We start from the raw sequence: 15,026 nt of genomic DNA, 5'->3' as shown, positions 1-15,026 counted from the left end.
GCAATGGGCACGGCATGCGGCCGCGCGGGCGTGCTTGGTAGTGCGCTAATACATACAAAAACAGGTGCGCACAGAGAGGACGTTGCTCAGCACGCTGGCGATCGCTTTGGCAGCCCTATCACGCGCCGTCCAGACGCAGCAGCTCTAAGCGATGGAGCAGATTCGCCGCGGGTTAGTATACCCGTGCTTCGCATGCCCCCACGTAAACCACAGATGACGAGGCGGACGGGGCGGGTCTAGGCCGCCTCGTCTCAATCTGTAACAGTTAGAGGCCATTCGCCCTGCTAGATGTTACAGATTGAGATGTTTGACAGGAATGGTCAACGACTGAGCAGCTGTCCCCAACTGTAATAGATCTTCATACTATTATCTTCCCACTGGACACCCCCAGGGGGTATGGGTGTATAGTATCGGTAGGTTAACAATTCCAACACCGAACTACAGAAAGGAGAAGCCATGGCTCAAGATAAGTTCGACGTGGGCGGCATGACGTGCGCCGCCTGCCAGGCGCATGTTGACCGCGCCGTGAGCAAGCTCGACGGCGTCCAAAGCGTCGCGGTCAATCTACTCGCCGGTTCCATGCTGGTGGACTACGACCCCGCGCAGGTCAGCCCCGATGACATCTGCACCGCCGTCGATCGCGCGGGCTATTCGGCCTCGCCCGTCAGCACGGGCACCGATGCCGCCGGCTCAAGTGGCAGCGCGCAAGCCAGGTCCGGCGCCGCCCATATGGAGTCGCCGACCAAAAAGTTGGAGGCCGCTGCCTCTGCCATGCGCACCCGCCTCATCGTCTCGATCGCATTCCTCATCCCACTGTTCTACATAGGCATGGGGCACATGCTCGGCTGGCCGCTGCCCGGCATTTTTACCGACCACACGCACAGCATGACGCTCGCCCTCACTGAGCTCGTCCTGCTCATCCCCATCGTCTATGTCAACGACGCGTACTTTATCAACGGGTTTAAATCGCTCGCGCACGGCGCGCCCACCATGGACGCCCTTATTGCCGTGGGCGCCACCGCTTCCATCGCCTGGTCGCTCTACGCCATATTCATCATGGCCGACCAATTAGCCGCGGGTCAGGTCCACGAAGCCATGATGACAGGCATGGACAATCTGTATTTTGAGAGCGCGGGCACGATCCTGTCGCTCGTCACCGTGGGCAAATACCTTGAGACGCGCAGCAAGTCCAAAACCGGCGGCGCCATCGAGGCGCTGATCGACCTGGCGCCCAAGACCGCGACCGTCGTGGCAGAGGACGGCAGCGAGACCACCGTCGACGTCGACAACATCCTTCCCGGCCAGGTCCTGCACGTACGCCCCGGAGAGTCCATCCCCGTCGACGGCGTGGTGCTCGAGGGTAGCTCGGCTGTGGACGAGAGCGCGCTCACCGGCGAGTCCATCCCCGTGGAAAAGACCGCCGGCGACACCGTCAACGCCGCCACCGTCAACCGCACCGGTTCGTTTACCTTCCGTGCCACGCGTGTGGGCGCCGAGACATCGCTCGCCAAGATTATCAAGCTCGTCGAGGACGCCAACGCCACCAAGGCGCCCATCGCCCGCATGGCCGACAAGGTCGCCGGCGTATTCGTGCCCGTGGTGTTCGCGATCTCGGCCGTGACCTTTGTGGTGTGGATGGCACTGACCGGCAGCGTGAACGAGGCACTCACTTCTGCCGTGGCCGTGCTGGTGATCAGCTGTCCGTGCGCGCTCGGCCTGGCCACGCCCGTCGCCATTATGGTAGGCACCGGCAAGGGCGCCGAGATGGGCATTCTGTTCAAGAGCGCCGAGGCGCTGGAGAACCTGCGCAGCGTGGGAACCGTGGTGCTCGATAAGACGGGCACGGTCACCCGCGGCAAGCCTGCCGTGACCGATATCGTGGTGGCCACGCGCGCCGACGGCTCGCCCGCCATGAGCGAAAAGGCGCTGCTCAAGCTGGCCGCTGCGCTGGAGCGCTCAAGCGAGCACCCGCTGGCCGAGGCGATTTTGGCCGAGTGCGAGGCGCGCGGAATTGTCGCGCGCATGGTCGAGGACTTTGCCGCCGTGCCCGGTCGTGGCGTGACGGCGCGCGAGGGGCAAAACACCATTGCAGCCGGCAACGTACGCCTGATGGACGAGTTGGGCGTTACCGTGCCCGCGGGTCTTGCCGAGCAATTTGCCGCCGAAGGCAAGACGCCGCTGTTCTTTGCCAAGAACGGCGAGCTCGTCGGTACCATCGCCGTGGCTGACGAGGTCAAAGAGACGAGCGCCGAGGCCATCGCCGCGCTCCGCAAGCTCGGCGTCGACGTGCGCATGCTCACCGGCGACAACCGCGTGACGGCCGAGGCAATCGCCTGCCGCGTGGGACTGAACAGCAAGCAGGTCATCGCCGACGTCCTCCCCGCCGACAAGGAGCGCCACGTACGCGAGCTGCAGGATGCGGGCAGCAAGGTCGCCATGGTGGGCGACGGCATCAACGACTCCCCCGCCCTGGCGCGCGCCGACGTGGGCCTTGCGATCGGCACCGGCGCCGACATCGCCAAAGAAGGGGCAGATGTGGTGCTCATGCGCAGCGACCTCATGGACGTCGCCCGCGCCATCGAGCTGTCGCGCGCCACGATTCGCAACATCAAGCAGGACCTGTTCTGGGCGCTGTTCTACAACGGCATCGGCATTCCGCTCGCCGCGGGCGTGTTCTTCCCGCTCACCGGTTGGCAACTCTCGCCGATGTTTGGCGCCGCGGCCATGAGCCTGTCGAGTGTCTGCGTCGTGTCCAATGCACTGCGCCTGAAATCCTTTAAGCCTAAAGTGGCAAAATAGGCTCACCATTTAGTCCATTTAGAACGGGTTTTCCAGGTGCCCGAGATTGACCTGAAAGAGGAGCGACGCGTACTTTGGTACGCGAGCGACGGCTTGAAGGTCAAGGTCGGGTGCCTGGGAAAGCCGACACAACAGAGAGGAATACCCATGCGTTACACAATCAAGACTTCCGGCCTCATGTGCGGCCGCTGCGACGCCACCGTCGAGACGGCGTTGCTCAACGTGGCCGGCGTGACCGACGCCGACGCCGATCACGAGACCCAGACCGTCCAGGTGGAGTGCGCCGACACCGTGACCGCCGAGCAGCTCGCCGCCGCCGTCGAGGCCGCGGGCGAGAAGTTCCACGCCCTGTCCGTGACCGCCGCGTAGCAGACGCTGCCTACTCAATCCTCAGAAGTTGCGGTGAAATAGTTCCTGCTTTAGCGCTTCAAGCCTGCAAACAAGAACTATTTCACCGCAACTGACGGGGGCATCCGGAAGATCGACCAGAAACGAGGACCCGACATGATGGCAGACCACAAATCGGTGACCCGCATGCTCAAGACGGCACGCGGCCAGATCGACGGCATCTTGCGGATGGTCGATGAGGACCGTTATTGCGTCGATATCTCCACGCAGCTCATGGCCACACAGGCGCTCCTCGCGCGCATTAACGCCGACGTGCTCAAGGCGCATATCGAGGGCTGCGTGACTTCGGCAATCGAATCGGGCGACGAAGACCTCAAAGCCGCCAAGCTCGCCGAGATCGAACGCGTCGTCGACAAGCTCTCCAAGTAATTGGGGCATTGGGGACAGACTACTTTGCACCGTCTTGGTGTTCCGGGGACAGGAATGTTTGCACCACCTTGGTGCAGATTAACCTGTCCCCCTTGCTCTAAATCGGGTATAAAGGCGTGCAGCATATCGAACGAAAGGCAATTTGCATGAATGACTTTATGAAAGGACGCAATGGCGCCGACGAGCTCACCATCGTGATGGGTTTTGCCGGCATCGTCATCGCGATGATCGGATCGATAGCCCGCATCCAGTGGCTCAGCTGGATCGCCATCGCCGTTATCGTGATTGGCGTGCTGCGCGGCCTGTCCAAAAACATCGATGCACGTCGCAAGGAGAACGAGGCCTTTGTCGCCGCGACTGCAAACGTACCCGGCTTGGGCAAGTTTGTAGCTAGCTTGGGCGGCGGAGCTGCAGCGGCCAACGCCTCGCGCGCAGCCGGTACCAGTAAGGAAGACTTTGAGCGCGCCAAGCGCACAGCCAAGAAGATGTGGAAGGGTCGCAAGACTACGGCATACCTCAAGTGCCCCAACTGCGGCCAGATGCTCTCCGTCCCCAAGGGCAAGGGCAAGATCCGCGTCACCTGCCCCAAGTGCCACGCCAAGATGGAGACGCGCTCATAGCTGCCATACTATGGGACAAATAAAAGCCGAGGCCTCGCACTGGGACCTCGGCTTTTTCTGATTATGACAAAAGGATTGTCCCTTTGTCGCATCGCCATATCGCGCGCTTACGCCACGCCATCGCGGGCAAGCTCCTCGGCCAACGCCTCGGCAGGCATGGCCATAATCGCGTCGAGCTCGGCGTCCACCTCGGGAATACGCTTCACCTTGAGCTTGCGCACCAGATCACCGCGACACATCACGTGCGTCGGATCACGCAGTGCGCACAGGTCATCGAGCGGGTTCTCGCGCGTCACCAGAATATCGGCGGCCTTGCCGCACTCGATTGTGCCGGTCTCGCCGCCCAGCCCCAGCAGCTCGGCATTGACCTGCGTGGCCGTATGCAGCGCGAAAGCGTTGCCCACGCCGACATACTTGGCAAAATAGGCCACCTCACGCCACATGTCGTACTGCGTCACGAACGGGCAGCTCGAGTCCGTGCCAAGGCCCACCTTAACGCCAGCTTCCAGTGCGGCACGGGCGCTCTCGATGATGCCCGAGCACACGATGTCACCGTTCTTCTTTTGTGTATCGGTCGAATGGGTCTTTTCCGGGTCGAGCAATACAAACGGCAGCGCCGGGCTGATAGTGCAGGTAACGCTGGGCGCACGCCCCTCGAGCTGCGTGCCCGCGGCGCCGCGGTACAGTTCCAAGATCTCGGGAGTCATCGGGGCACCGTGCTCGATCGTATCGACGCCGGCCTCAAGCGCGGCCTTCACGCCTTCGGTGCTCTCGACATGAGCCATAACCGGCAGGCCCACCTCGTGCGCCGCCTTGCACGCCGCCGCGGCAACCTCGACCGGCATACGCAGCACACCCGGCTCGCCCACCTCGGTAGCGTCGAACACGCCGCCCGTCACGAACAGCTTGATGACGTCGGCACCGCGCGCATACAGGTCGCGCACCTGTTCGGCTGCCTCGGCGGGACTGTTGGCCACCTGGGCGAACAAACCCGCACCATGGCCGCCCGGCACCGTGACACCCGTTCCCGGCGCCACCAGGCGAGGACCTTGATACTTGCCGGCATCGATAGCATCGCGCACGGCAAGATCGGCAAACAGCGGGTCGCCCGCGCCGCGCACCGTGGTCACGCCACTTGCCAGTTGTTGTTGGGCGCTGCCCTTAAGAATATGGCGCACGATGGCGCGCCCCACGGGATTATCGAGCTTCTTCATCAGCGCGCCCGCATCGCCCGCCGAAACCGGCTTGCCCGAACCGCACAGATGCACATGCATATTGATGAGGCCTGGCATGAGATACGCACCACCCAGGTCGATAACCTCGGCACCCGCGGGCGCCTGCGCCACAGCACTCGGCCCCATCCATGTGATGACACCGCGCTCAACGGCCACGGCCATATCGGGTTGCGGCTCCATATGTTCCGAACCATCCAAGACGGTCGCATTGATAAACAACGTGGAACGATCGGCAGACGCCATATCGAGCTCCTCCCTCACAATTAACTTGAACATTTGTCCATTATCGTCCAGTACGGCAGGGTTGCTGCGGACATATCGGCTAACGGAAGAAAGAGAAGGGCATGAGGATGAACAGACCAGTGCAGCGATGCTTCGGTCGTTCCAGCAAAATGTCTCGATCTGTAACAGATAGACCGTCTTTGACCTTCCAGATGTTACAGATCGAGATCTTTCGGCACCGCGTCCAACCCTTGTCTCAATCTGTAACAGTTGGGTCGAATTTTGGCCGTTACATGTTACAGATCGAGATATTTTCCAGCCCTGTCGTCAGACGTCTAAATCTGTAACAAGTAGACAGGTTTTCGGCCTCTAGATGTTACAGATTGAGATCTTTTAGCGGTAGCCAACCTTCTGTCTTGATCTGTAACAGTTACGAGACCAAACGGCCCCTTGTTGTTACAGATTGAGACGAACTCGTCCGGAACAACCACATCCGCGTTAGTCGTACCCCTCAGCGCCCATACCACTGACGCTTCCATTCCTCAGCCAAATCGACCCGCTGCGGAATACCTGCTAGCCCCATCTTTTCGACCAGCTTCCCCGGGTTCTTGAGCTCATCAAACGTAAACCGAAGCACCTTGTGCCCGAGCATTGTCAGATGACTTTCCCGCTGACGCTCTGCCACGAACGGGTCGACCGACTCCCGACCCTCGCCATTCTGCAAGGTATACTTCCCCTTTCCGTCGAGCTCGCCAATCACGCACGTCCCGTCCTCGAGCCTCCAGAAATAATCGACCCGAAACACCTGGCTTGAATCGAGCGGATCGCGAAACTCCCCCTGCAACTCCGGCACCGGAAAACCGTATGCAATAAAGAACGCTCGAAACCGAGACTCGCCACCGTTTTCGGACAGCCCGTCCGCATGCGACGCAATCACCTGAGCTCTGCGATACCCTCGTCTGCCCTCGCAATCGGCCTGGAGGCGTTCGCAGAGGTCGTTGCGCGACATGCCCTTCGCCCGCAATGCGGAATCGGCGATTGCCAGACCATACGAAAACGGTGCACGCAGCAGACAATCCTCCACCGTGCGCCAAAACGGCGTCACTCGCACGCCGTCGACGCGCTCAAGCGCACCCGCCGCCTGCGGACGCAGCAGCCTATATCCCGTACTCAACGCCACCGAACAACCCGTCTTGACCAAGTAACGCGGCCCGAGCAGATCATTCGGCACCTCCAGACCCCACAAAAGTGCCGCGTCATAACCCCAAAACGCCCAATCGGGATAAAACTCCGCAAGCCCCTTGATGGTCAACCGCGCCCGCTCCGGCGGCGTCGATGCATCCCATTCATGCTGAAAACAGAATAGGTGCGATTCGGGCTCCGCAATATCGTCTGTGCCCACATGGCGCCGCAGCCACATGAGCTCAGCATTGTCGTGCGTCACAAGCAGCACGCCTTGTTCAGCCGCCTCCGTGAGCCTGGCAAGCATCCTATTCCGCGCCAAGGTGTTACGTGTTGCATGCTTGTGTTTAAAAACGGTATTAGACACTTCTATCACCATCACATCGGAAAAATGGGCCATCGCCGCTGTTGCCGCTGCCGACAAACGTCTCGACCTGTAACAGTTACGGGCACAAGCAGCCGCCAAACGTTACAGATCGAGACGTTCGCGCAGCATTGCACCTCTTTGTCTCGATCTGTAACAGGAAGACCGATTTTTGGCCTCTAGATGTTACAAATCGAGATCTTTCGGCACCGCGTCCAACCTTTGTCTCGATCTGTAACAGTTAGGTCGAGTTTTGGCCTGTAGATGTTACAGATTGAGACATTCCCCCAGCCAGGTTCCAAACGTCTCGACCTGTAACAGTTAGACGTTCTCCAGGCCCCTAAACGTTACAGATTTAGACAAATCAGCGGCGCCCAAGCATTCGTCTCGATCTGTAACAGGTAGACCGGTTTTTTGTCCCTAATCGTTACAGACCGAGGCAAATAGACAGGCGACGGCGCTGCGACTGTCCATCCCCTACTCCCACTCCTGCTCATAAACATTGAGGGACTTTACGTAGCGCCCCTGGGCACCCATGATGTCGCGGACCAACCTCAAAAAGAAGCTGATACACGAGGTATCGAAGCCGTCTTCCAGGTCTTCCGGATGAACGGCGCCAGGCCCGTCGACCGCCGTATCGCTCAGGCGCGCTATGTCGTAGAGGTAGAGCTGTCCCGCCGTCAGCCAAATATCGTCAACGCACGCGATGCGCACCGCAATCGCACCATCGCGCCAGCGCTCTTTTTGCACGATATGTGGGTCGTAGACATCAAAACGACGGTCGGTGCGCGTGTCGCGCAGCGCGACCATACCAGTCGCAGGATCTTTGTCCAAAATACCAAAGCGCGAAAAATACTGCGTGTCGCGCACCTGTTCGAGCCGCCTGAGCGAAGCAGGCGAAAGCGACGCCGGTGGCTCGTCCACATACAGCTCAAGCAGCGTCTTGCCGTGGTAATAGGGACGCTCAAACAGCAGCCAATCGGTAAACGCCATGTTGTAGGCCATGATTTCGCTTTGCGAAGGCTCCTCGCAATAGCTGAGCCATGGATCGACTATCACTTCGAACTGCGTGCGCGCCGACTCCAAAAACTGAAACTTGCGTAGCATCCAAAACTGGGCCATGTCGGCAATATCGTTACCGACGGCCTCGGCCAGACGTCCCCGGTCCAAAACATGATCAGCCATGGCATCCTCCTCAAACTGATGAACCTCAATTTGAGCTTACGAGGAGGGCCGCTGGTCGCCGCCAGCGCGGGCGAAATGGGCATAAGGCTGCAAACCAGATGCTGACCGAACACTTGACGGAATGCTTGACCGATACGTCATACCGAAGCAAAAGCCCAGTTAAACATAGACAAATAAACAGAGATTTTGAGCTGCCCAGCCGCAGCCATCACGAAAACAGCAAGGCGCCGCGAGCCCGCACGTCAGCAAATGAGCAGTCAGACATCAAGGGCGTCCCCAATGACCAGTCGTTGGGGACGCTCTTGAATGACTACCTTACAGCCCCAAGGCCTCGGCAACCTCGGCAGCGCAGGCCAGGGAGTCCGCCATGGCGCTTACCACGAGCGAGCTGCCGTTGCGGGCATCACCGGCCACATACACCGGCGCGGCATCCGCAGCAACGCCATCCACGCGGGCCGCAAGGTGCGAGCCTTCGGAGGCCATCACGGGCAGCGGGCGGCCCGCCGTGGCAGCGGGCACGCCGACGGCTTCGAACACGCTGTGCTCCGGACCCGTAAAGCCGCAGGCGATGAGCACCAGCTGCGCCGGCACTTCGCGCTCGGAGCCCGCAATGCGTTCGGGCTTGCCGGCCGACCAATCCAGGTCGACCACGCGCAGGCCCGCGGCCGCGCCCTTCTTGTCCAGCAGCACCTCAAGCGTATCCACGCCCCAGGCACGCATCTCGCCACCCATCGCAGCGATAGCCTCCTGCTGGCCGTAGTCGGTCTTCTTAACGTTGGGCCACTGCGGCCAGGGGTTGCTCGCCGCGCGCTTATCGGGCGCAGCCGGCAAAAACTCAAACTGGCGCACGCTGCGCGCGCCCTGGCGCACCGCGGTACCCACGCAGTCGTTGCCGGTATCGCCGCCGCCAATGACCACAACGTCCAAGCCGCGCGCGTTCACCGCGGGCTCACCGCCATCGAGCACCGAGACGGTCGAAGCCGCCAGATAGTCCACGGCATACACTACGCCCGGGGCATCCACATTCGTAGCCGAAAGACCGCGCGGGGCACGGGCACCAGCTGCCACCACGACAGCGTCAAAACCATTGAGCTTGGCCGCCACCGCAGGGTTCGTAGCGTCAGTGCCCAGCTCAAAGACGATACCCAGCTCGCGCATGAGCGCCACGCGACGCTCGACCACAGACTTCTCGAGCTTCATGTTGGGAATGCCGTACATGAGCAGGCCGCCCGGGCGGTCGTCACGCTCAAACACCGTCACGCGGGCACCGCGACGCGCAAGTTCCCATGCAGCCACCAGACCAGCCGGGCCAGAACCAACCACGGCGACCGAGGGCGCGTCCTCCCCCGCCGGCTCAAAGCGACGCGGGCCACCGTTTGCCCATTCGTGGTCGCTGATTGCGCGCTCGTTATCGTGAATCGTCGTGGGCTGGCCGTCGACCGATCCCAAGTTGCACGCGGCCTCGCACAGCGCCGGGCACACACGGCTCGTAAACTCGGGCATGGGCGAGGTGAGCGACAGGCGCTCGGCAGCCTCGTCCCAACGGCCGCGGTACACCAGCTCATTCCACTCGGGAATCAGGTTGTGCAGCGGACAGCCGCTCGGGCGCGCCCTGCCAAAGCTCGCGCCCATCTGGCAAAACGCCACGCCGCACATCATGCAGCGGCTCGCCTGGGCACGGCGCGCGTCGTCATCGAGCTCCACGTACAGCGGGTCAAAATCATGGCTGCGCTCCTCCACGGGGCGAAGCTCGTGGGTCACGCGATCGATATCAAGAAAAGCACCGGGCTTACCCATGGCACTTACGCCTCCTTCTTGGTCGAAGCAACAGAGCTGGCAGCCACGGACGCAGTGCTCGCAGCACCGCCCGCGACATCGAAGCGAGCGACATCCGCGGCGCTCGCGCGACCGGTCACAATGTCAAACGCCAGCTCCTCTGCCTGCGCATGCGTCTTGCCGGCAGCCTCGCCCGCAGCGACAATCGCCAGCACGCGCTCGTACTCGGTCGGAATGACCTTCACAAAGTGCTTGCTCATCGTCTCAAAGCTGTAGAGCAGCTTAATGCCGCGCGGGCTCTGCGTCGCGTCCACGTGCTCCTGGATGAGTTCTCGAATCTGCGCCAGCTCGCCGGCCGTCGGGGCCTTGAGCTTAACGCTCTCGTGGTTCACACGAGCATCGAGCGTGCCGTACTGGTCAAAGACATAGGCCACGCCACCCGTCATGCCGGCGGCGAAGTTCTGTCCGACCTCGCCCAGGATGAGCGCCAGGCCGCCCGTCATGTACTCGCATCCATGGTTGCCGCAGCCCTCGACCACCACGGTGGCACCGGAGTTGCGCACGGCAAAACGCTGGCCGGCAAGACCGTTAATGAAGCCGCGGCCGCTCGTGGCGCCAAAGAACGCCACGTTGCCCACGATAATGTTCTCGTCGAACTTGTAGGTCGCATGCGGGTTGGGGCGTACCGACACCTCACCGCCCGAAAGACCCTTGCCAAAGTAATCGTTGGCGTCGCCGCACACGTTGAGCGCAATGCCGCGGGGCAGGAAAGCGCCAAAGCTCTGACCGGCCGAACCGTCGCAGTCGATGGTGATGGAGCCGGCGAGCAGGCCCTCGGGATGTGCCTTGGTCACCGCATTGCCCAGGATGGTGCCCACGCAACGGTTAACGTTGGCGATGTCGGCATGGAAGCGAATCGGGCGCAGGTGCGCACGGGCATCGGCCGTATAGGGCACAAACAACGTGGAGTCGAGCGTCTTGTCGAGCTCACTGTCGGCAGCCATCTGGGGCAGGAAGTGGCGACCGTCGGCGCCCGGAATATGAGCACCGAACTCGCAGGTCGCGCTCGCCAGAACGGGCGACAAATCGAGCAGGTTGGCCTTGCGGTTGCCCGGTACCTCAATCTGACGCAGGCACTCGGGATGGCCGACCATCTCGTCGATGGTGCGAAAGCCCAGGCTCGCCATGATCTCGCGCAGCTGCTCGGCCACAAAGAGCATAAAGTGCTCAACGTGCTCGGGCTTACCGCGGAAGCCGTGACGCAGACGGCAGTTTTGCGTCGCGATGCCGGCCGGGCAGGTATCCTGCTGGCAGTCGCGCTGCATGAGGCAGCCCATGGAGATGAGCGGCATGGTCGCAAAGCCAAACTCCTCGGCGCCCAGCAAGCAGGCGACGGCGACGTCGGTGCCGTCCATGAGCTTGCCGTCGGCCTCGAGCACCACGCGCGAGCGCAGGCCGTTTTGCAGCAGCGTCTGCTGGGCCTCGGCAAGGCCAAGCTCCAGCGGCAGGCCGGCGTGCCAAATGGAATCACGTGCAGCGGCACCCGAGCCGCCATTGTGGCCGCTGATCAAGATCTTGTCGGCAGCGCCCTTAGCCACACCGGTAGCGATGGTGCCGACGCCGGCCTCGCTGACCAGCTTGACCGACACGCGCGCACCGGGGTTGGCGTTCTTAAGATCGAAGATCAGCTCTGCCAGGTCCTCGATGGAGTAAATATCGTGGTGAGGCGGAGGCGAGATCAGGCCGATGCCGGGCGTGGACTGACGGACCTCGGCGATCCAGGGATAGACCTTCTTGCCGGGCAGGTGGCCGCCCTCGCCGGGCTTGGCGCCCTGGGCCATCTTGATCTGAATCTCGAAGGCGCTGCAAAGATAGCGGCTCGTCACGCCAAAGCGCGCGCTTGCCACCTGCTTGATGGCGGAGTTCTTGGAGTCACCGTTGGCCAGCGGGGTCTCGCGACGCGGGTCCTCGCCGCCCTCGCCCGAGTTGGAACGGCCATGCAGGCGGTTCATGGCGATGGCCATGCACTCGTGCGCTTCCTTGCTGATGGAGCCGTACGACATGGCGCCGGTGTTAAAGCGGCGGACGATGTTGAGCGCGGGCTCCACCTCGTCGAGTGCCACCGGGGTGCGGCCGCTGGCATTAAAGTCGAGCAAGTCGCGCAGGCGCACGGCACGGCCGGTGCGGTGCAGGCGGGCGCTGTACTCCTTAAAGGTGTCGTAGCTGTCCTCGCGGCAGGCGGTCTGCAGCAAGTAGACAGTCTGCGGATCGATCAGGTGATCCTCGCCGCCGAGCGGGCGCCACTTGGTCAGACCCAGCGTGGGCAGCTGATCGGGAGCCGGGCTCTTAAGGATGGCAAGCGCGGCGTCATAGCGCTCATTCTGCTCGCGTTCAACGTCCTCGACACCCATACCGCCCACACGGCTCACCGTGCCGGCAAAGTACGCGTTGACGAGCTCCGGCGTAAAGCCCACGGCCTCGAAAATCTGCGCCGAATGGTAGCTCTGCACCGTGGAGATACCCATCTTGGACATGATGGAGACGATGCCCGCCGTCGCGGCCTTGTTGTAGTTGGCGATGCCCTGCTCGGCCGTCACGTCCAAATCGCCGCGTGCCGCCAGATCTCGGATGCACGCATGTGCGTTGTACGGATAGATGCCACTCGCAGAGTAGCCCACCAGTGCCGCAAAGTCATGCGGGGACACGGCGTCGCCGCACTCCACCACGATGTCGGCAAAGGTACGCACGCCGGCGCGGATCAGGTGGTTGTGCACGCAGCCCACAGCGAGCAGCGACGGCACGGGCACCTCGCCCGCAGCGGCACGATCGCTCAACACCACGATGTTCACGCCGTCGCGGACCGCAGCCTCAACGTCCTCTGCAAGCTGCTTGAGCGCAGCCTGCAGCGCGCCCTCGCCGGCATCGCGGCGGTACACGGCACGGAAGCGACGGGTCTTAAAGCCCACGCGGTCGATGGCGCAGATGCGGTCGAACTCCTCCTCGCTCAGCAGCGGGCGCTCCAGGCGCACCAGCTGGCAGGCCGTACGGGAGTCCTCGAGCAGGTTGCCGTGGTTGCCCAGGTAGAGCGTGGTCGAGGTGACCATATGCTCGCGAAGGGCATCGATCGGCGGGTTCGTGACCTGGGCGAACAGCTGATAGAAGTAATCGAAGAACGAGCGCGTCTTCTTGGACAGGCAGGCCAGCGGCGCGTCGATGCCCATCGAGGCGAGCGGCGCCTTGCCCTGCTGGGCCATGGGACGCACGACCTCGTCAACGTCATCCCAGTGGTAGCCGAGCTTGGCCATACGCACGGCGACGGGTACCTCGGCGTCCTCGGCGGGCGTTGTCGCAACGGGCTCATCAAGCGCGTCAACGGTCAGCGTCTCCTCGGCAATCCAGTCGCGGTAAGGCTTTTCCTTGGCATAGCGGGCGCGCAGCTCGTCGTTGTAGATGACGCGGCCGCGGGCAAAATCGACCTCGAGCATCTGGCCCGGCCCCAGACAGCCGCTCGTCAGGATGTTCTCGGGGCTTACCTCGATGGTGCCCACCTCGCTTGCCAGCATAAAGCGACCGTCGCGCGTCACATAGTAGCGGGCGGGGCGCAGACCGTTGCGGTCGAGGGCGGCGCCCAGCGTGCGGCCGTCGGTAAAGGCGATGGCGGCCGGGCCGTCCCACGGCTCCATGAGCATGGACTGGTAAGCGTCGTAGGCGCGGCGTTCCTCACTCAGGCTGTCGTTGTGGTCCCACGGCTCGGGCAGCAACATGGACGCGGCACGCGTGAGCGGACGACCGTTCATGACCAAGAACTCGAGCACGTTGTCCAGAATCGCGGAGTCGGAACCCTCGCGGTTGATGATGGGCATCACGCGCTCAAGATCATGCTGCAGCACGGGGCTGTACAGGTTGGGCTCGCGGGCGCGGATCCAGTTGACGTTGCCCTTGAGGGTATTGATCTCGCCGTTGTGGATGATAAAGCGGTTGGGGTGCGCGCGCTCCCAGCTGGGCGTGGTGTTGGTGGAGTAGCGCGAGTGGACGAGCGCCACGGCCGTCTTGACGGCGGCGTCGTTGAGGTCGATGAAGAAGCGGCGCATCTGCGTGGCGACCAGCATGCCCTTGTACACGATGGTGCGCGAGCTCATGGAGCACACGTAGAAGATCTTGTCGCGCAGGGCAAACTCGGCGTCGGCCTTCTTTTCAATGGTGCGGCGGCACACGTACAGGCGGCGCTCGAAGGCATCGCCGGCGGGCGTGTCGTCCGGACGGCCCAGGAAGGCCTGCAGGATAGTGGGCATGCAGGCGCGGGCCGTCTCGCCCAGGTCGTGCGGGTCGACCGGCACCTCGCGCCAAAAGAGCAGCGGCACGCCGGCCTCGGCGCAGCCCTCCTCAAACACGCGGCGGGCATCCTCTACGCCCTTGTCGTCCTGCGGAAAGAACAACATGGCCACGCCATAGTCGCCCTCTGCCGGCAGAATCTGGCCGCACTTTTGAGCCTCTTTACGGAAAAAGTGATGCGGAACCTGGAACAGGATGCCAGCGCCGTCGCCAGTGTTCTTCTCGAGTCCCGTGCCGCCGCGGTGCTCCAAGTTGACCAGAATGGACAGCGCGTCGTCCAGAATCTGGTGATGGCGCTCACCGTTGATATCGGCAAGCGCGCCGATGCCACATGCGTCGTGGTCGAATTCGGGGCGATAAAGGCCCTGCTGCTGAGCGGAATCTGCCTGCATCGCGATCCTCCCCTAGATATTAGACAGTCAGTTGAATAGGCATACTAGGAGCATCGCCGGCCCGTTGTGTTTCCCGCCCGTTTCGAAACAATCGCGTAACGCGCGCCCTGCGAGTGGACACCACCGACCTCAAGGGCGACAA

The 15,026-nt window shown here is 62.3% G+C and carries 9 protein-coding genes; 4 read left to right on the top strand and 5 right to left on the bottom strand.

The window, feature by feature from the left end; genetic code table 11:
* The first annotated feature begins 456 nt into the window (after window positions 1-456).
* From DW823_RS00745 to DW823_RS00730, 4 genes are all read left to right on the top strand, one after another.
* On the top strand, window positions 457-2,799 hold the full coding sequence (locus tag DW823_RS00745) for a cation-translocating P-type ATPase (protein ID WP_118079501.1): 2,343 nt from the start codon (window positions 457-459) through the stop codon (window positions 2,797-2,799).
* Window positions 2,800-2,946: 147 nt separating this feature from the next.
* Window positions 2,947-3,168, top strand: coding sequence for a heavy-metal-associated domain-containing protein (locus DW823_RS00740; RefSeq protein WP_118079499.1), 222 nt, complete (start codon window positions 2,947-2,949; stop codon window positions 3,166-3,168).
* Window positions 3,169-3,303: 135 nt separating this feature from the next.
* On the top strand, window positions 3,304-3,576 hold the full coding sequence (locus DW823_RS00735) for a metal-sensing transcriptional repressor (RefSeq protein ID WP_035137388.1): 273 nt from the start codon (window positions 3,304-3,306) through the stop codon (window positions 3,574-3,576).
* 146 nt (window positions 3,577-3,722) lie between these two features.
* Window positions 3,723-4,196, top strand: coding sequence for a hypothetical protein (locus DW823_RS00730; protein WP_117734398.1), 474 nt, complete (start codon window positions 3,723-3,725; stop codon window positions 4,194-4,196).
* A gap of 107 nt (window positions 4,197-4,303) precedes the next feature.
* Here DW823_RS00730 and DW823_RS00725 read toward each other — a convergent pair whose 3' ends face one another.
* The 5 genes from DW823_RS00725 to gltB all read right to left on the bottom strand — a co-directional run bounded on the left by DW823_RS00725 (window position 4,304) and on the right by gltB (window position 14,884).
* Window positions 4,304-5,674, bottom strand: coding sequence for an amidohydrolase family protein (locus DW823_RS00725; protein ID WP_233542942.1), 1,371 nt, complete (start codon window positions 5,672-5,674; stop codon window positions 4,304-4,306).
* A 490-nt stretch (window positions 5,675-6,164) separates the two neighbouring features.
* Window positions 6,165-7,202 (bottom strand): hypothetical protein, encoded by a 1,038-nt coding sequence (locus DW823_RS00720; RefSeq protein ID WP_147350634.1) that lies wholly within the window; start codon window positions 7,200-7,202, stop codon window positions 6,165-6,167.
* A 474-nt stretch (window positions 7,203-7,676) separates the two neighbouring features.
* Entirely contained in the window at window positions 7,677-8,384 is a 708-nt protein-coding gene (locus tag DW823_RS00715; RefSeq protein ID WP_118079493.1) for a hypothetical protein, read from the bottom strand.
* Between the two features lie 315 nt (window positions 8,385-8,699).
* Window positions 8,700-10,181, bottom strand: coding sequence for a glutamate synthase subunit beta (locus DW823_RS00710; protein WP_118079491.1), 1,482 nt, complete (start codon window positions 10,179-10,181; stop codon window positions 8,700-8,702).
* Window positions 10,182-10,186: 5 nt separating this feature from the next.
* Window positions 10,187-14,884 (bottom strand): glutamate synthase large subunit, encoded by a 4,698-nt coding sequence (gene gltB / locus DW823_RS00705; RefSeq protein WP_118079489.1) that lies wholly within the window; start codon window positions 14,882-14,884, stop codon window positions 10,187-10,189.
* Window positions 14,885-15,026: the final 142 nt, after the last annotated feature.

The organism is Collinsella sp. AM34-10 (genome assembly GCF_003469185.1).
Classification (GTDB): Bacteria; Actinomycetota; Coriobacteriia; order Coriobacteriales; family Coriobacteriaceae; genus Collinsella.
This window is presented reverse-complemented; position numbering and strand designations above follow the sequence as displayed.